Below are 18,472 nucleotides of genomic sequence, written 5' to 3'. Positions count from 1 at the left end.
CGGGGGCGTGCCGCCGTGCCCATTTATGGCCACCGGCGGAGGCCCTGGCGGTCACTGGGGCCACACGCTGCTCCCTCCGCCCCGCCACTCCACCAGCGCGGGATTGTCCAGGTCGACGTCCCGCAGGCCGAACCGGCTCATGAACGCCTCCAAGTCCTGCGCCGAGTGTGCCTTGCCCACCGATTCACCGTGGATCTTCACCAGCCGCGTGCCCTCCATCAGCGGATGCACGACGACCGGGGCCTGTTGCTTCTCCATGGCGGCACAGTAAACCGGGGTGCCCGCGACAGCGTGGAGCGCGTCGTGGCGGCGCCCGGACTCCGCCGGTGTGGCGCAGTCACCGTCGCGGCATCGGCACCAGCGCTGTCAGCGCTGTCAGCGATTGAGCCATTGGTACAGTGCGGAGGCCTGAACCTCGATCAATAGGGAGCCGATGGCCCATGGCCGTGGACGCGCTGGACGCCAGGATCCTCCGCCTGCTGCTGGAGCAGCCGCGTACGAGCGTGCGGGAGTACGCGCGCGTGCTGGGCATCGCGCGCGGCACGCTCCAGGCTCGGCTCGACCGCCTGGAACGGGACGGTGTGATCACGGGCACGGGTCCGCGGCTGTCTCCCGCCGCGCTGGGCCACCCGGTGCTGGCCTTCGTGCACATAGAGGTCACTCAGGGCCATCTGGATACGGTGGCGAACGCGCTGGCCGATGTGCCGGAGATCATCGAGGCTTTTTCGATCACTGGTGGCGGCGACCTGATGACGCGGGTGGTGGCGCGGGACGCGGCTCACCTGGAGGACGTGATCCAGCTGCTGGTGCAGTTGCCGGGCGTGGTGCGCACCCGTACCGAGATGGTGCTGCGCGAGCGGGTGCCGTACCGGATGGTGCCTTTGGTGGACGCGGTTGAGCAGAGCGCCCGCAAGAAGGAGGAGGGCCGCACGCGCGGGTCCGCCCGCCCGCCGGCTCAGGAAGCCTGACCCGAGCGCCGGTAACGCCCGTAGGATCCGGCTTTCTCTCGCGAAGGCGTTGATGCGATCATCGGCTCGCTCATCCCAACACGCGAGAAAAAGGTGCATACATGGAGCGAAGTGGGAGAAGACCCACGCGCCGATGGGCCGCCGCCGTGGTCGCGTCGACCGCGGCCGTAGCCGTCGTGCTCCCGGTGACGACCGCCGGTGCCGCTTCCGGGCCGTCGGGCATCGGCGCCAAGGGGGCGTTCCTGCTCGACAGTGGCCCCAACCGCAGCCTGTGGGGCAAGGATGCCGACACCAAGCGGCAGATGGCCAGCACCACCAAGATCATGACGGCGGTCACGGTCCTGGACACGCCCAAGGTCGACCTGGACAAGAAGATCACCGTCAAGCAGTCCTACCGCGACTACGTGGCGCGGACCGGGGCCAGCACGGCGGATCTGCGTACGGGCGACCAGATGACCGTCCGGCAGCTGCTGTACGCCCTGATGCTTCCCTCGGGGTGTGATGCGGCGTACGCGCTGGCCGACAGCTTCGGCGAGGGCGGCACGGAGGCGGCCCGCACGACGTCGTTCGTCGCCAGGATGAACAAGAAGGCCGCCGACCTCGGCATGAAGAACACCAAGTACGACTCGTTCGACGGCATATCGCAGGCGGGGAACACCTACACCACCCCGCGCGACCTGGCGCAGCTGGCCCGGCACGCCATGGCCGGCAGCACGTTCGGCACGGTCGTGCGGACGACCTCCACCCGCCAGAAGGCTGCGAACGTCAACCGCACCTACTACTGGGACAACACCAACAAGCTGCTCGGGTCGTACAAGGGCGCGATCGGCATCAAGACCGGGACCGGCACGGCAGCCGGGCCGTGCCTGGTGTTCGCCGCGCAGCGCGGGAAGCGCACGCTGGTGGGCGTCATCCTCAACGATCCCGCCAACCGCTACCCGGACGCCGCGAAGATGCTGGACTGGGCCTTCGGTACCAAGACCGCGGTGAAGCTGCGCGAGCTCCCGCCGTCGGCCCAGAAGGACTGACCGGCCCCGGCAGGGCCCCCCTGTGCACACGTCCCAGGGGGGCTACCGGGCTTCCGCTCCCCGGTGGTCAGCCGAGGAAGGACAACCGCACGCGCCGGTCGGGATTGTCCACGTTCGTATCGACCAGGACGACGGACTGCCAGGTCCCCAGCTCCAGCCGGCCGCCGATCACCGGCAGGGTGGCGTGCGGCGGGACCAGGGCGGGGAGTACGTGGTCACGACCGTGCCCGGGGCTGCCGTGGCGGTGCCGCCAGCGGTCGTCGGCCGGCAGGAGGTCGTGCAGGGCGGCGAGCAGGTCGTCGTCGCTGCCCGAGCCGGTCTCGATCACGGCCAGGCCGGCCGTTGCATGGGGCGTAAAAACGTTCAGCAGTCCGTCCCGCCCCTGGGCGGCGCTCCGCAGGAACTCCGCGCACGCCTCCGTGAGGTCGTACACGGTCTCGCGGGATCCCGTGGTGATGTCGATGACGCGTGTGGTGAAGGTATCAGCCATGCTCCACCGCATACCCGCTGCGCGGCGGCAGCGGCAAGGCGACGGGCCGGGACCGCCGTGGGCAAATCGGCGAGTGGGCCCCTGTGGGAGAAGGTCTAAGGATTTCCCGGCGTCAGGCGTGAGATCAAGTGGGGGTGCGGTCACACGCGCCCGGGGCACATGGCTCGTCGAGCCCCGGCAGCCACCTTGAAAGGGACATCCATGGACCCCGTCCGACGGCCGATCCTGTTCGTCAGTCTTCCGGAAAGCGGGCTGCTCAATCCGCTGCTCGTGCTGGCGGCCGAGCTGTCACGCCGGGGTGTGGGGGACCTCTGGTTCGCCACCGACGAGAACCGGCGCGGGGACGTGGAGAACCTGGCCGAGAAGTCGCCGGTGGAATTCGCCTCGCTCGGGGAGGTCATCTCCGAGCTCTCGGCGGTGAGCTGGCCCGACGACGTCTACCGTGAGGTCACGCAGGCTTCCCGCTTCAAGGCGCACCGTGCGGTCATCAAGCAGTCCTACAAGCCGGCCCTGCAGGCGAAGAAGTACCGCCGACTGGAGGCGGTCGTCGACGAGGTCCAGCCGGCGCTGATGGTCATCGACTGCATGAGTGCCTTCGCCGTCGACCTGGCGCTCACCCGCAACATCCCGTTCGTGCTGAGCGTGCCGTTCGTGCCCAGCAATGTGCTGACGTCGCTCAATCCGTTCGCGAAGGGCTACACCCCCCGGGACTTCCCCGTTCCGCACTCCGGTCTGCCGGGCCGGATGAATGCGCTGCAGCGGCTGAGCAATGAGCTGTTCAAGCTGCGGACACTGGCGCTGTTCTTCAACCCGGCCATGGGCAAGGTCCTCCAGGAGGACGGCCGCATCCGCAAGGAACTCGGCCTTCCGGCGCCCAGCCCGATGACGAGGATCGACAAGGCCGAGATGGTCCTGTGCAATTCGATCGCCGAGCTGGACTACCCGTTCGAGATACCCGGCAAGGTGCGTCTGGTCGGTGCGATGATGCCGCCCCTTCCGGAGGCGGGGGACGACGACGGGCTCTCCCACTGGCTCGATACACAGTCGTCGGTGGTGTACATGGGCTTCGGCACCATCACCCGGCTGACGCGGGAGCAGGTTGGTGCGCTGGTGGAGGTCGCCCGGCGGCTCGACGGCAGGCACCAGGTCCTGTGGAAGCTGCCGAAGGAGCAGCAGCACCTGCTGCCGGCCGAGGAATCTCTCCCGGGCAATCTGCGCATCGAGAGCTGGGTGCCCTCGCAGCTCGACGTCCTGGCCCACCCGAACGTCAAGGTGTTCTTCACGCACGGCGGCGGCAACGGATTCCACGAAGGCGTGTACTTCGGCAAGCCCCTGGTGGTGCGGCCCCTGTGGGTCGACTGCTTCGACCAGGCCGTGCGGGGCCAGGACTTCGGCATCAGCCTGACGCTCGACCAGCCCCAGACCATCGCCCCCGACGATGTCGTCGACAAGCTCACCCGGGTGCTCGACGACCCCTCGTTCCGCGAGAACGCTAAACGGCTCGGGGCGCTGCAGCGGGCGGCGGGCGGCCGCCAGACAGCGGCCGACCTGATCCTCGGCCTTCCGGCCCTGGCCTGACAAGGGAGACATCCATGTCGTTCAAGTATCCGGTTTCCAGGCCCAGTCTCGACGGGCGAGAACTCGAATACGTCACCGGCACGATCGGTGACGGGTGGATCTCCTCCCAAGGGCCGTATGTGCAGCGGTTCGAGAAGGCGTTCGCGGAATACAACGGCATCGCGCACGGTGTCGCCTGTTCCTCCGGAACGGCGGCCCTCACGCTGGCCATAAGGGCGCTCGGCATCGGCCCGGGCGACGAGGTGATCGTGCCCGAGTTCACCATGGTGGCCTCCGCGTGGGCCGTCACCTATACGGGTGCGACGCCCGTCTTCGTCGACTGCGCGGACGACCTCAACATCGATGTCACACGCATCGAAGAGAAGATCACGCCACGGACGAAGGCCATCATGCCCGTCCATGTCTACGGCCGTCGCTGTGACATGGACGCCATCATGGACATCGCGTTCCAGTACAACCTCAGGGTCGTCGAGGACTCCGCCGAAGCGCATGGCATCCGCCCGGTGGGTGACATCGCCTGCTTTTCGCTCTTCGCCAACAAAATCATCACCTCCGGCGAGGGCGGCATCTGTCTGACCGACGACCCACGGCTGGCCGGCCAGCTGGCCCACCTGCGGGGCATGGCCTTCAGCAAGGAACACAACTTCCTGCACAAGAAGCTGGCCTACAACTTCCGGATGACGGCCATGCAGGCTGCTGTCGCGCTGGCGCAGACCGAGCGGCTGGACGACATCCTCGCCACGCGGGCCGAGATCGAGAAGCGCTACGACAAAGGCCTGGCCGGAGTCCCGGGCATCACCCTGATGCCGCCGAGGGACGTGCTGTGGATGTACGACATCCGTGCCGAACGCCGGGAGGAACTCCGTGCGTTCCTGGCGGACGAGGGCATCGAGACGCGGCTGTTCTTCAAGCCGATGAGCCGGCAGCCCGAATACCTCGCGCCGCACTGGCCCTCGCTGAACGCGAACCGTTTCGCCGAGGACGGACTGTACCTGCCCACCCACACCGGTCTGACCGCCACCGACCAGGACTTCGTGATCGGAAAGATCCGTGAATTCTACGGCGCGAGCTGACCGCAGCCGCCGGCTGCCGAGACGGGACGAATGGATATGACGAGCACCGATCCGACAGTGGTCGACTTCCCCCTGCGTAAACCCGGTGTGGCGTTCCCGCCCCCGCATTACACCGACTACCGGGAAAAGGAGGGGCTGGTCCTCTCCTATCTGCCCAACGGTAACCGGGTCTGGCTGGTCACCCGGCACGAGGACGTACGTGCCGTACTGACGAGCCCGAAGATCAGCTCCAACCCCGAGCACGAGGGCTTCCCGAACATCAGCCAGACCATGGGGGTCCCCAAGCAGGACCAGATTCCCGGCTGGTTCGTGGGGCTCGACTCGCCGGAGCACGACCGCTTCCGCAAGGCGCTCATCCCCGAGTTCACCGTGCGGCGCATCCGCGCGATGCGCCCGGCGATCGAGCGGACCGTGGAGGAGCGCATCGATGCGATGCTGGCCGCCGGCAATTCGGCCGACCTGGTCGCCGAGTTCGCCCTGCCCGTACCGTCGCTGGTCATCTCGACGCTGCTCGGCGTGCCGCCCGTCGACCGTGACTTCTTCGAGTCCCGCACCCGCACCCTGGTGGCCATCCGCGCCTCGACCGACCAGCAGCGCGACACGGCCACCAAGGAGCTCCTGCGGTACATCCACCGGCTGGTGGCCATCAAGGAGAAGTGGCCCGGTGACGACCTGATCAGCAGGCTGCTGGCCACCGGTGCGCTCGACTCCCAGGAGCTGTCGGGTGTGCTGCTGCTCCTGCTCATCGCCGGCCACGAGACCACGGCCAACAACATCGCGCTCGGCGTGGTGACGCTGCTGACGAATCCCGAGTGGATCGGCGACGACCGGGCCGTCGAGGAGACCCTGCGCTTCCACTCCGTCGCCGACCTGGTGTCGCTGCGGGTGGCCGTCGAGGACGTCGAGATCTCCGGCCAGCTCGTCAGGGCCGGCGAGGGCATCGTGCCCCTGGTCGCCGCGGCCAACCACGACACGGACGTCTTCGAGTGCCCGCACAAGTTCGACCCGTCCCGCACCGCCCGCCACCATGTCGCCTTCGGCTACGGCGTGCACCAGTGCCTGGGGCAGAACCTGGTCCGGGTCGAGATGGAGATCGCCTACCGGAAGCTCTTCGAGCGCATTCCCACGCTCAAGCTCGACGTGCCGGTGGACGAATTGCCGTTCAAGCACGACGGCGTGCTGTACGGGCTGCACGAACTGCCCGTCAGCTGGTAACCGAGGGCCGGCCTCCCGGGCGGTCCCGCTCGCTGCCCGGGAGGCCTTCGTTCGTGCGGCGGCCTGCACGGCCGCGCTTCATCCGCGCTTCGTTCCCACGCTTCGTTCCCGCGCTTCATTCGCGCGCTTCGTTCCCGCGCTTCATTCGCGCGCTTCATTCGCGCGCTTCATTCGCCGCAGGAGAATCCTTGATACGCATCACCGTCGACACCGACCGCTGCGTCGGAGCGGGCCAGTGCGTACTGACCGCTCCCGCTGTCTTCGACCAGGACGACGACGGCCTGGTCGTCGTCCTGAACCCCGAGCCCGACGACTCCGAGACGGAGGCGGTCCGGCAGGCGGACGATCTCTGCCCGGCCCGCACGATCACCGTCCACGAGGACTGACCGCATTCCGGCACGCCACCAGCCCACCACTCCCGCCTGTGATCTACACGACTCTAGTGATTCACGCGTTCCCTGTGCGATGCACTGTGGCCCCGGAAAGTGCTCTCCCGCGCAGAAAGGACCGAAGCTCTTGAACAGCACGGACAATTCCACGGACGGTTCCACGGCTCTGTGGCTCCGGCGCTATCACCCGGCAACGGACCGCGACGTCCGTCTGGTGTGTTTCCCGCACGCCGGCGGGTCGGCCAGCTTCTACCACCCCGTTTCGGCGAAGCACTCCCCCGTGGCCGACGTGATCGCCCTGCAGTACCCGGGGCGGCAGGACCGGCGGCGTGAGCCGTGCGTCACCGATATCGGCACTCTGGCCGACCTCATCACCGAGAAGCTCCTGACGCAGAGCGAGAAACCCACCGTCTTCTTCGGACACAGCATGGGAGCGGTGCTCGCCTTCGAAACGGCGTGGCGGCTGGAGCAGAAGGGCACCAACGCGCCCCGGGCCATCATCGCCTCCGGCCGCAGGGCGCCCGCCACGACCCGCCCCGAGACGGTGCACGAGCGCGACGACGACGGCATCATCGCCGAACTCAAGCTCCTCAACGGCACCGACCCGGGGCTGCTCGGCGACGACGAGATCCTCAGGATGGCACTGCCCGCCATTCGCGGTGACTACCGGGCCATCGAGACCTACCGCTGCGACCCCGAGGACCGCGCGGTCCGCTGTCCCATCACCGTACTGACCGGTGACGCCGACCCCCGGACGACGCTCGACGAAGCGGCGGCCTGGGAGCGGCACACCGAAGGCGCCTTCCGGCTGGAGGTCTTCCCCGGCGGGCACTTCTTCCTCGCCACCCAGCCGGCAGCGGTGAACGCCCAGATCTCGCGCGAACTCGAGAAAATCGGGAAAAGCTGATGCGGACGCTGCTGGTCGACAACTACGACTCGTTCACCTACAACCTCTTCCACTACCTCGCCGAGGTGAACGGGGAAGAGCCCGAGGTCGTGCGCAACGACGACCCGGCGTGGAAACCGGAGGTCCTCGACACCTTCGACAACGTCGTGCTGTCGCCGGGGCCCGGCACCCCCCACCGGCCGGCGGACTTCGGCTTCTGCGCCCAGATAGCGGCGGAGGGCAGACTGCCCGTCCTGGGCGTGTGCCTGGGCCACCAGGGGCTGGCGCTGGCCCACGGCGCCCCCGTCGGGCGCGCCCCCGAGCCCCGCCACGGCCGTACCTCCGCCGTCCGGCACGACGGCACCGGCCTCTTCGAGGGGCTGCCCTCCCCGCTGGAGGTCGTCCGCTACCACTCGCTCGCCGTCACCGGCGACTCACCGGACCTGGAGCCCATCGCGTGGGCCGAGGACGGGGTGGTCATGGCGCTGCGCCACCGCGAACTCCCGCTGTGGGGCGTGCAGTTCCACCCAGAGTCCATAGGCACCCGCGGCGGCCACCGGCTCCTGGCGAACTTCCGCCGGCTCACCGAACTGCACCAGGCACGCAAGGAACCGGTTACCCGGACCGCGAAAACGACCGCTCGATCCACTGCGAAATCCACTGCCAAATCCACTGCGACCGGAACCGCGGCCCTCACGGACAGCAGCGGCAGCGGCAGCAGCACCGGCACCGGCACCGGCACCGGCAGTCGTGTGGCCGACGCCCGCTCGGCGGACGGCTTCACCTCCGCGGACGCCGGCCGGACCCCCGACGTACGGCGGCTACGGGTCCTCGTGGAGCAGCTGCCCACCCGCTGGGATCCCGAGGTGGCCTTCGACCGGCTGTTCCGGACCGGTGACCACCCGTTCTGGCTGGACAGCAGCCAGGTGGGCGGCGTACTCGGCGAACTGTCGATCATGGGCGATGCCTCCGGGCCGCTCGCGCGGATCGCCAAGGCCGAGGTGTTCGACGGCACGGTGACGGTCACGTCCGCAGGCTCGAAGCGCGTCGTGCCGGACACGTTCCTGGAATGGCTGGACCGGGACCTGCGGTCGATGCGGGTCGACGCTCCGGAGCTCCCCTTCGACTTCGCCCTCGGCTGGGTCGGTTACCTCGGCTACGAGCTCAAGGCGGAGTGCGACGGCGACGGGGCGCACCGCTCGGCCGAACCGGACGCGGCGATGGTCTTCTGCGACCGTGCTGTCGTCCTCGACCACCGCTCGGGCACCACCTGTCTGATGGCCCTCGCCGAGGACGGCGACGAGGAGGCGGCCCGCGCATGGCTGCGGGCTGCGGCCGCTGCCCTCGATGACGTCGCGGGACAGGCGCCCGGACCGTGCGAGCCCCCGGCGCCGCAGCAGGGCACAAAGGTGCGGCTCCGCCACGACCGTGAGGGGTACCTCAAGCTCATCGACGCGTGCCAGGAGGAGATCAAGGCCGGTGAGACGTACGAGGTGTGCCTCACCAACATGATCGAGGCGGAGGCCACCGATTTCGACGCCTGGCACGCCTACCGCTTTCTCCGCCGCACCAGCCCGGCCCCCTTCGGCGCCTACCTGGAATTCGCCGACCTGTCCGTGCTCAGCACCTCACCGGAGCGCTTTCTGCGCATCGACCGGGCCGGGGTCATGGAGTCCAAGCCCATCAAGGGCACCCGTCCCCGGGGCGCCACGCCGCAGGAGGACGCCGCCCTGGTCTCCGAGCTGGCGGCCTGCGAGAAGGACCGGGCCGAGAATCTGATGATCGTCGACCTGGTCCGGCACGACCTGGGCCGGTGCGCCGAGGTCGGCTCGGTCACGGCGGCCCCGGTCTTCCAGGTCGAGACCTACGCGACCGTCCATCAGCTGGTCAGCACGGTGCGGGCGAGGCTGCGCGCCGGCAGCAGCACCGTGGCGGGTGTCCGGGCGGCGTTCCCCGGAGGGTCGATGACCGGTGCCCCGAAGATCCGGACCATGCAGATCATCGACCGCCTCGAGGGCGGTCCGCGCGGCGTCTACTCAGGGGCCATCGGCTACTTCTCCCTGACGGGGGCGGCCGACCTGAGCATCGTCATCCGCACGCTGGTGGTGCACGGAAACCGCCTTCGTTACGGGGTGGGCGGCGCGATCATCGCGCTGTCGGACCCCGAGGCGGAATTCGAGGAGACGGCAGTGAAGGCGACGCCGCTCCTCAGGCTGCTCGGCGCCGGGTTCCCCGGCCGGAGAACCGCTACGGCCGGGTGACCGGCCGGCCGTAGCGGAAGCGGCGGCCGGCCAAGCCAACGCAAACGCTCGATACGGGAGTGACAGTGTCCGTCCACACAGATGACTACGCGTTCGATCCGTCCGCCGATCCCGGAGGCGGTGCCGGCAGCGCGCTGGGCGGCTTCACGCTCCCGGGTGTGTTCAAGGCCGCCGTGGCCGCCGGGGCCGACGCCGTGGCCCTCACGTACGGCCGGCGGTCGCTGACCTGGCGGCAGTGGGAGGCGGAGGCCGACGCGCTGGCCCGGGGCCTGCAGGAACTGGGCGTCGGGGCCGGCGACGTGGTGGCGGTCCATCTGCCGAATTCGGTGGAATTCCAGACGCTGCACATCGCCGTCGCGACCGTGGGCGCCGTCATGATGCCCATTCACCAGGGCAATGGCAGCAAGGACGTGCACGCGCTGCTGGCCAGAGTCGAACCGGCGGTCGTCGTCCTGCCGCACGGCAGCACTCAGGGCCGCGGCGGACAAGGCGGCGAGGGACCGGGGAACGCAGAGACGGGCGACGAAGAGCCGGGGCGCCAAGAGCCGGGGCACGAAGAGCCGCTGAGTGGACGCGCGCTTCTGCGGACCGTCCCGTCGCTACGGGCCGTCGTGGTGGCCGGGCCGGCCGGCGAGGAACCGGCACCGGGAGTGGTCTCGCTGGACTCCCTGCGCGACACCTGGGCGGGCAGCGCCCCGCACCCGGTGGAGGTGCGGCCGGACATGCCGTTCGTCCTCGTGCCCTCGTCGGGCACGACGTCGGCGAGGCCGAAGATCTGTGTGCACAGTCACGACGGTCTCCTGTCGAACACGGCATCCGTGACGGCGGATGCCGCCGAGGCGTTCAGTGAGGCGGTCATCACGGCCTGCCCTCTTACCCATTTGTTCGGTCTGCAGTCGATGCATTCGGCGCTCTTCGCCGCTTGCCGGCAAGTCCTGCTGGACGGCTGGGACCCGGACCGGTTCCTGGAGCTGGCCAGGCAGGCCCGCCCGAGCGTCGTCTTCGCCGTTCCCACACAGCTGCACGACGTGGTCGCGCGACTCGCCGGGACCGGGGAGCCCGCCGGTTTCCGACCCGTGGAAGTACGGACGGCAGGCGCGGCCGTACCGGGTGCGCTCGTCGAGGACGTCAGGGCGGCACTCGACTGCTCCCTCGTCGTGGTGTGGGGCATGTCCGAGCTGGGCACCGGCACCTGCACCCGGGCGGAGGACCCGGCCGACGTCGCCGTCCGCAGCGTGGGGCGGCCGACCAGCGGCGCCCGGGTCCGTATCGTCGACCAGCAGGGCAGCCAGTGTCCGCCGGGTGAAGCCGGCGAGCTGCAGTACCGGAGCCCCGGAATGTTCCGGGGCTATTTCGGCGATCCGGAGCTGACCCGGGCCGCGCTGACGGAAGACGGCTGGCTACGGACCGGGGACCTGGCGAGCGTCGACGAGGACGGCCTGGTGATGTTCCACGGCCGGACGGCCGAACTGATCAACGTGGGCGGCAGGAAGTTCAACGCCACGGAGATCCAGGGCCTGCTCGCGGAACTCCCCGGGATCGGCCCGCTGGCCGTGCTCGGCACCCCCGATCCCCGCCTCGGCGAGTACCCGTGCCTGGTCCTCACCGACCGGGCGGACCCCGCGATCGGTCTCACGGACGTGACGGAATTCCTGCAGAGCCGCGGAGTGGCCGACTACAAGATTCCGCTGGACCTGGTCACCGTCGGCGAACTCCCACTCACCCCGGCGGGAAAGCTCCACCGGCGGGCGCTGCAGAAGATGCTCGCAACGGCCGCCGTCCCGCCGGCACGACCCGCCGGAACCCCTGCCTGGGCAGCCGCACCGCGAACCGTCGAAGAAGCCCTCGACCTCGTGGCCGCCGGCGTCGCGAAGGTGCTCGGGAAGAACGCCGAGGACGCGGCGCGTGCGACGGGTGCTGCGGGTGCTGCGGGTGCTGAAGTCACTGCCGCCACTGCGGGCGTTGTGGAAGCCGCAGACGCTGGAGGCACTGCGGGCGCTGCGGAAGCTACAGACGCTGGAAGCACTGCGGGCGCTGCCGAAGCTGCAGACGCTGCCGCCACTACCGCCACTACCGCCACTGCAAGTGGCATTGCTCGCGAGGTCACCTTCCGCAGCCTCGGCCTCGACTCCATTCTCACCATCCGGCTGCGCAACGCCTTGCAGGAAGTGACCGGAATCCCCCTTCCGGCCACTCTCGCCTTCGACTTCCCGACACCGATCGCGGTCGCGCGGTTCCTGGCGGGCCGGTCGGCGGGAGGCGACGGGGAGAGTGAGGGTGCCGGCGGTCGCGCGGACGACTTCGGCCATCCCCTGGCGCCGGGCACCGGCGATGTGCCCGAGCCGGTGGCCATCGTCGGAATGGCCTGCCGGCTGCCCGGTGGGGCGGTCTCCCCGGAACGCCTGTGGGACCTGGTCAGCAACGAGACCGACGCCATCTCCGCCTTCCCCGACGACCGCGGCTGGGACCTCGAAGCCCTGTACCACCCCGATCCGGAGCACCGGGGCACTTCCTACGCCCGGGAAGGCGGGTTCCTGCACGACGCGGGCCACTTCGACGCCGGCTTCTTCGACATGTCCGACCGGGAGGCGCTGGCGACCGACCCGCAGCAACGGCTCCTCCTCGAAACGGCGTGGGAAGCCTTCGAACAGGCGCGGATCGACCCGGGAACGCTCAAGGGAACCCGCACCGGCGTCTTCACCGGCGCGATGTACCACGACTACGCGGCCGGCACCACCGGCGGCGCGGAGGAGCTGGAGGGGCTGCTGGGCATCGGTACGGCCGCGAGCGCGCTGTCCGGGCGGATCGCCTACGCCTACGGCTTCGAAGGCCCGGCCCTGACCGTGGACACGGCGTGCTCGTCCTCGCTCGTCGCCCTGCACCTGGCGTGCCAGTCCCTGCGGTCGGGAGAGTCGGCCCTGGCGCTGGCCGGTGGTGTCGCGGTCATGGCCACGCCGTCGTCCTTCGTCGAATTCTCCAGGCTGCGCGGTCTGTCCCCGGACGGCCGGTGCAAGTCGTTCGCGGACGGAGCCGACGGCGCGGCGTGGTCCGAAGGCGTGGGGCTGCTCCTCCTGGAGCGGCTGAGCGACGCGCAACGCAACGGTCACCGGGTGCTGGCCGTGGTGCGCGGTTCCGCCGTCAACCAGGACGGCGCGTCGAACGGGCTCACCGCGCCCAACGGGCCCGCACAGCGACGCGTGGTCCGCCAGGCGCTGGCCCGCGCCGGGCTGTCGGCGCAGGACGTGGACGCGGTGGAGGGCCATGGCACCGGTACGACGCTGGGCGACCCCATCGAGGCGCAGGCCCTGCTGGCGACATACGGACGGGCGCGCCCCGAGGACGGGCAGCCGCTGTGGCTGGGCTCGGTCAAGTCGAACATCGGGCACGCGCAGGCCGCCGCCGGGGTCGCCGGTGTGATCAAGACCGTGTTGTCCATGCAGCACGGCGTACTGCCGAAGACTTTGCACGTGCGGACGCCGTCGTCACACGTCGACTGGTCGGCGGGCGCGGTACGGCTGCTGACGGAGGCCCGGCCCTGGCCCCGGCAGAGCGGGCGGACCCGCCGGGCCGGGGTGTCCTCGTTCGGGATCAGCGGGACCAACGCCCACGTCATCCTGGAGGAGCCGCCGGAGGACCCGGCGCCGGAGGAGCCTCCCGCGGAGCAGCCGCAGGCCGGCCGGGAGACCGGCGTGGCCGTGCCGTGGCTGCTGTCCGCCCGGAGCGACTCGGCCCTGCGGGCCCAGGCGCGGCGGCTGGCCGGACACCTCGAAGCGAACCCCCGAGTGTCCACCCGGGACATCGCCTTCTCGCTCGCCACCACCCGTGCGCTGCACGGCCACCGGGCCGTCGTCACCGGGGACGACCGTGCCGCGATGGTGTCCGCGGCAGCGGCGCTCGGGCGCGGTGAGACCCCCGGGGCGGTCGTCGAGGAGCAGGGCGGCGGTATCGACGGCCATGGCAGGGCGGCCTTCGTCTTCACCGGTCAGGGAAGTCAGCGGCTCGGCATGGGGCGTGAGCTCGCCGGGGCGTTCCCGGTGTTCGACGCCGCTCTGCGTGAGGTCTGCGCGGCTCTCGACCCGCTGCTGGGCCGCTCGCTCACCTCGGTGATGTGGGCGGAGCCGGGCCCGGAGGCCGCGGCTCTCCTCGATGACACGGGCTGGGCGCAACCCGCTCTGTTCGCCGTCGAGGTCGCGCTGTACCGGCTCTTCGCGTCGTGGGGAGCGGCTCCGGACCACCTCGTGGGCCACTCGGTCGGCGAGATCGCCGCCGCTCATGTGGCGGGGGTGCTCTCGCTTCCCGACGCGTGCGCCCTGGTGGTGGCCAGGAGCAGGCTGATGCGGGCCCTGCCGCCGGGCGGGGCGATGACGGCCGTGCGGATCGCGGAGGACGAGGTCGCCCCCTGGCTCGCCGGGTTGACGGAGAGCGTGTCGGTCGCCGCGGTGAACGGCCCCCGTTCCGTCGTCCTGTCGGGTGCCTGTGCACCGCTCGCCGAGCTCACCGACAAGCTCGTCGCCGCCGGTTACAAGGCCAAGCAGCTCGTGGTGAGCCACGCCTTCCACTCGCCGTTGATGGACCCGATGCTCGCGGACTTCCGTACCGCCATCAGCACCCTGACCTTCACCGAACCGTCCGTTCCGCTCGTCTCCGGCCTCACCGGCCGCCCGCTGACGGTGGCGGAGGCCGCGGATCCGGAGTACTGGGTACGCCACGTGCGCGAGACGGTGCGTTTCAAGGACGCGATCGATCACCTGCGGGACGGGCGGACGACGGTCTTCGTGGAGCTGGGGCCCGCGCCCGCGCTCACTCCGATGATCGACGAGTGCCTGGGGTCGGCCGGCCGCCGGCCGACGGCCGCGGTCGTACCCACCGTGCGCGCGGAGCACGGTGAAGTGCGGGACGTGCTCACGGCGATCACCCGGCTGTACGGCCACGGGGTGCCGGTCGCGTGGACCGCCGTGCTGCCCGGGGCCGTAGCCGTGCCGTTGCCGACGTACGCCTTTGCGCACCGGAGGTACTGGCTGATGCCGGCGACGGCGTCGGCGTCGGCGTCGGCGGTCATCGGGACGGCGGTCATCGGGACGGCGGTGAGCGCGATGGGCGGCCCCGACGCCTGGTCTGAGTACGGGTACGGGGACGGGGACGGGAACGGGAAGAAGCCGTCGCTGTCAGTCCGGTTGTCCGGGCTCGGCGACCTCGAACAGGAAGAGGTCCTGCTGGCCATGGTTCTGAGCGAGGTGACCGCGGTACTCGGCGGGCACGCGCCGCAGGGCGACGAGGCCGCCGACCAGTCCTTCGCGGACATGGGCATCAACTCGGTGAACGCCATCGAGCTGCGCAACCGGCTGATCGCCGGCACCGGAATACAGCTGCCGAGCACGCTCGTCTTCGACTATCCGACTCCTACCGCCATCGTCCGCCTGGTCCGGGAGGCTCTCGGGGAAGGTGAGGGCTTCGGCGGGGAGGTCTCCGGCCGGTCCGACGCGAACAGGCACCGGGACATGGCCGGTCTCGTCGACGAACTGGAGGGCCTGCTCTCGGCCGGCGCCACCGTCGATGCCGCTTCGGCGGCCCGGCTGAAGGCCATAGCAGCGCAGTACGCCCCGGCCCTCACGGCGACGAGCGCCGGCATCGACATCGACGCGGCCACGGACGAGGAGCTCTTCCGGCTCATGGACGGCGGAGGCAGCTAGAGCCGCCGACTCAACCCTTACCGCCTGCGAGAAGCGACGGACGGCTTGCTGCCGTCCGTCGCTTCTCGCATACCCGGGGTCGCCCGGCTCGCTGCGCATAAAGCCCGAGGGCCCGGTCTTCGGGAGAAGACCAGGCCCTCGGACGGCTTGCTCCAACCGGTCGGTCAGGAGAGACCGAGCTCGTTGTCGAGGAGGTCGAAGACCTCCTCGTCGGAGGCGGAGTCGAAGTCGAACTCCTCCTCGGCCCGGGAGTCCTTCCGCAGGGCGCTCCACTTGGACTTGAGCACCTCCAGTCGGCCGGCTATCTGCTCGTAGGCCTCCTCGTCGACCTCCAGGTCGCCGAATGCCTTCTCCAGCCGGTCCAGCTCGCTCAGCACCGACTCCGGCCCCGACGGCGACTCCGGCACGATCAGCCCGTACAGGTGGTCGACCAGCTCGGCGGGGGTCGGGTAGTCGAACAGCAGGGTGGCCGGCAGCCGGACCCCGGTGAGCGCGCTCAAGCGGTTGCGCAGTTCCACCGAGGTCAGGGAGTCGAACCCGAGGTCCTGGAACGCCCGCGCCGGATCCACTGTCTCCGCACCCGCGTGCCCAAGAACGGCCGCGATCTGACCGCGCACCACATCCAGCAGCACATCGCGCCGCTCGGCCTCGGACAGACCGGACAGTCGCTGAGCGAGGTCGGCAGCCGCGGCCGCGGCTCCGGCCGTGGCCGACCGGCGGGCAGGCGTCCGTATCAACCCGCGAAGCAGCGGGTGGATCTCCCCCTGCGCCCGCAGCGCCGGAAGGTCCAGGCGCACCGGCAACACCACGGCCTCGGCGGTGGTCAGCGCGGAGTCGAACAAGGCCACGCCTTCCGCCGGAGAGAGTTCCGGCATGCCCGAACGGGCGATGCGCTGGGCCGCCACGTCCTGCAGCGCCCCGGTCATTCCACCCTCCTTGGTCCAGGGCCCCCATGCCAGCGACGCGGCCGGCAGCCCCTGCGCCCGGCGGTACTGCGCCAAGGCGTCGAGGAAGGCGTTGCCGGCGGCGTAGTTGCCCTGGCCCGGGTTGCCGAACGTACCGGCGGCCGAGGAGAAGGTGACGAAGGTGTGGAGGCCGAGGTGCTCGGTGGCCTCGTGCAGGTTCCACGCCGCGTCCACCTTCGGGCGCAGCACGGCCGCCAGCCGCTCCGGCGTCAGGGACCCGATCACGCCGTCGTCCAGTACACCGGCGGTGTGCACCACAGCCGAGACGGGGTGACGCGCAACGAGCCCGGCGACCGCATCCCGGTCCGTCACGTCACACGCTTCGACGGCAACATCCGCCCCCTGCTGCTTCAGCTCCGCAACCAGTTCCTCGGCGCCCTCAGCGTCCGGGCCCCGGCGGCTGACCAGCAGCAGACTCCGCACACCATGCCCGGCCACCAGGTGCCGGGCCACCACACGACCCAGACCACCCGTACCACCGGTGATCAGCACCGTGCCGTCCGCACCCCACACCGGACCAGCCGGACCGGCCGGACCGGCCACAGCGGGCACCCGGGCCAGTCGCGGCGCCAGCACCTCACCGTCACGCACCAGCAACTGCGGCTCGTCGAGAGCAAGCGCCTTCGACAAAACCTCCGAGGCACCCTCGCCACCGCCGAGATCCACCAGACCGAACCGGCCCGGATTCTCCGCCTGCGCCGACCGCACCAGACCCCACACCGCAGCCGCAGCAAGATCCTCACCGGCCATCGCGCCCCGCGTCACGAACACCAGACGGGACCCCGCGAACCGCTCCTCCACCAACCACGACTTCACCAGCCCCAGCACCCGCGACGTCACCGCGTGAACCGACCCGGCCATGTCGTCGGGCCCGGCACAGCCGCCGGGCCCGTCGGGGCCGACGGCCGGCGACACGAGCACCACGCCCGGAACATCCGCTGCCTCGTACATGGATGCGAAGTCCGCGAACAGGGTGATCCCGGGTGGAAGCACCTCGGCAAGGCCGAGCGCGTCCGGCCCGGCCACGGCCAGTGCCTCCGTCGCAATGGACGGAGCACCGAGCTGAACGGCGTCCCAGTCGACCTTGAACAGCGCCTCGTGATCAGCGGCATTCAACTGCTCGGCCGAGATGGGACGAACCGTCAGGGACTCGACCGAGGCGACCGGCGCACCGGCGGTGTCCGCGATCGCGATCGACACCGTGCCGTCACCGCCCCGGGACAGGCGTACCCGCACAGCGGACGCGCCCGTGGCGTGCAGGGTGACCCCGCTCCACGAGAACGGCACGCCACCGCTGCTCCGGTCGTCGTCCGCGCCGAAGGCGGAAGCATGCAGGCTCGCGTCGAACAGTGCCGGGTGCAGGCCGAACGCGCGGCCGTCGACACCGTCGGGCAGGCTCACCTCGGCGAATACGTCCTCGCCGAGCCGCCATGCCGCCCGCAGGCCCTGGAACACCGGACCGTACTCGAAGCCGGCATCCGCGAACCGCTCGTAGCAGCCGTTCACATCGACTGCCTCAGCGCCCCGGGGCGGCCACACCGTCGCATCGAACGCCGTCGAGCCCGTACCCGCCGCAGCAGCCGGCGCCAGAACACCACTCGCGTGCAACGTCCAGGGCTGCTGCTCGTGCGCATGGCCGGGGCGGGAGTGAACAGTGAGGGAGCGACGGCCGGACTCGTCCGGTTCACCGACCCACACCTGCACCTGGACGCCACCCTGCTCGGGCAGCACCAGCGGCGCGGCAAGCGTCAGCTCCTCCACCGCATCGCAACCGACCTCGTCACCGGCACGGACGGCCAGCTCCAGGAACGCCGTACCGGGCACCAGAACCGAACCCATCACCACATGATCGGCGAGCCAGGGATGCGACTGGACCGACAGACGACCGGTGAAGAGGAAGCCATCCGTATTGACCAGCTCGACAGCCGC

At 70.3% G+C, this 18,472-nt stretch carries 12 protein-coding genes; 9 read left to right on the top strand and 3 right to left on the bottom strand.

Translation table 11 applies throughout. The features are described 5' to 3' along the window. Positions 1–51 precede the first annotated feature (51 nt). Positions 52–258 (bottom strand): hypothetical protein, encoded by a 207-nt coding sequence (locus AB0F13_RS12775; protein ID WP_362079617.1) that lies wholly within the window; start codon positions 256–258, stop codon positions 52–54. Between the two features lie 182 nt (positions 259–440). Here AB0F13_RS12775 and AB0F13_RS12770 point away from each other — a divergent pair, with 182 nt between their 5' ends. Together AB0F13_RS12770 and AB0F13_RS12765 are read left to right on the top strand one after the other, a co-directional pair. Further along, a complete protein-coding gene (locus AB0F13_RS12770; RefSeq protein WP_362079614.1) occupies positions 441–968 on the top strand; it encodes an Lrp/AsnC family transcriptional regulator in 528 nt (175 codons plus the stop codon). Positions 969–1,069: 101 nt separating this feature from the next. Further along, the gene (locus AB0F13_RS12765) at positions 1,070–1,996 is read left to right on the top strand and encodes a serine hydrolase (RefSeq protein WP_362079611.1); all 927 of its coding nucleotides are present in this window, start codon (positions 1,070–1,072) and stop codon (positions 1,994–1,996) included. Positions 1,997–2,063: 67 nt separating this feature from the next. On the opposite strand, the gene AB0F13_RS12760 is transcribed toward AB0F13_RS12765, so the two are convergent. Continuing rightward, positions 2,064–2,486 carry a secondary thiamine-phosphate synthase enzyme YjbQ gene (locus tag AB0F13_RS12760; protein WP_362079608.1) on the bottom strand — a complete coding sequence of 141 codons (423 nt, stop codon included), beginning with the start codon at positions 2,484–2,486 and terminating at the stop codon, positions 2,064–2,066. 201 nt (positions 2,487–2,687) lie between these two features. Between AB0F13_RS12760 and AB0F13_RS12755 the strand changes: the two genes are divergently transcribed. From AB0F13_RS12755 to AB0F13_RS12725, 7 genes are all read left to right on the top strand, one after another. Further along, positions 2,688–4,064: a glycosyltransferase gene (locus AB0F13_RS12755; RefSeq protein WP_362079605.1), complete on the top strand. Its 1,377-nt coding sequence runs from the start codon at positions 2,688–2,690 to the stop codon at positions 4,062–4,064. A gap of 14 nt (positions 4,065–4,078) precedes the next feature. Further along, on the top strand, positions 4,079–5,137 hold the full coding sequence (locus AB0F13_RS12750; protein ID WP_362079602.1) for a DegT/DnrJ/EryC1/StrS family aminotransferase: 1,059 nt from the start codon (positions 4,079–4,081) through the stop codon (positions 5,135–5,137). Positions 5,138–5,173: 36 nt separating this feature from the next. After that, positions 5,174–6,352 carry a cytochrome P450 gene (locus tag AB0F13_RS12745; protein ID WP_362079599.1) on the top strand — a complete coding sequence of 393 codons (1,179 nt, stop codon included), beginning with the start codon at positions 5,174–5,176 and terminating at the stop codon, positions 6,350–6,352. A 191-nt stretch (positions 6,353–6,543) separates the two neighbouring features. Next, a complete protein-coding gene (locus tag AB0F13_RS12740; RefSeq protein ID WP_362080237.1) occupies positions 6,544–6,738 on the top strand; it encodes a ferredoxin in 195 nt (64 codons plus the stop codon). 130 nt (positions 6,739–6,868) lie between these two features. After that, complete coding sequence (locus AB0F13_RS12735) at positions 6,869–7,648, top strand: alpha/beta fold hydrolase (RefSeq protein ID WP_362079596.1); 780 nt, start codon at positions 6,869–6,871, stop codon at positions 7,646–7,648. Continuing rightward, complete coding sequence (gene pabB / locus AB0F13_RS12730) at positions 7,648–9,888, top strand: aminodeoxychorismate synthase component I (protein WP_362079593.1); 2,241 nt, start codon at positions 7,648–7,650, stop codon at positions 9,886–9,888. The genes AB0F13_RS12735 and pabB overlap by 1 nt, the downstream gene beginning before the upstream one ends. Before the next feature lie 65 nt (positions 9,889–9,953). After that, positions 9,954–15,578, top strand: a complete 5,625-nt coding sequence (locus AB0F13_RS12725; RefSeq protein ID WP_362079590.1) for a beta-ketoacyl synthase N-terminal-like domain-containing protein — start codon at positions 9,954–9,956, stop codon at positions 15,576–15,578. Between the two features lie 164 nt (positions 15,579–15,742). Here AB0F13_RS12725 and AB0F13_RS12720 read toward each other — a convergent pair. Continuing rightward, on the bottom strand, positions 15,743–18,472 hold a 2,730-nt coding region (locus AB0F13_RS12720), incomplete at its 5' end, for a type I polyketide synthase (RefSeq protein WP_362079587.1).

This window comes from Streptomyces sp. NPDC026206 (assembly GCF_040638465.1).
Taxonomy (GTDB): domain Bacteria; phylum Actinomycetota; class Actinomycetes; order Streptomycetales; family Streptomycetaceae; genus Streptomyces.
Note: the sequence above shows the minus strand (reverse complement) of the source record. Positions and strands in the feature narration are given on the sequence as shown.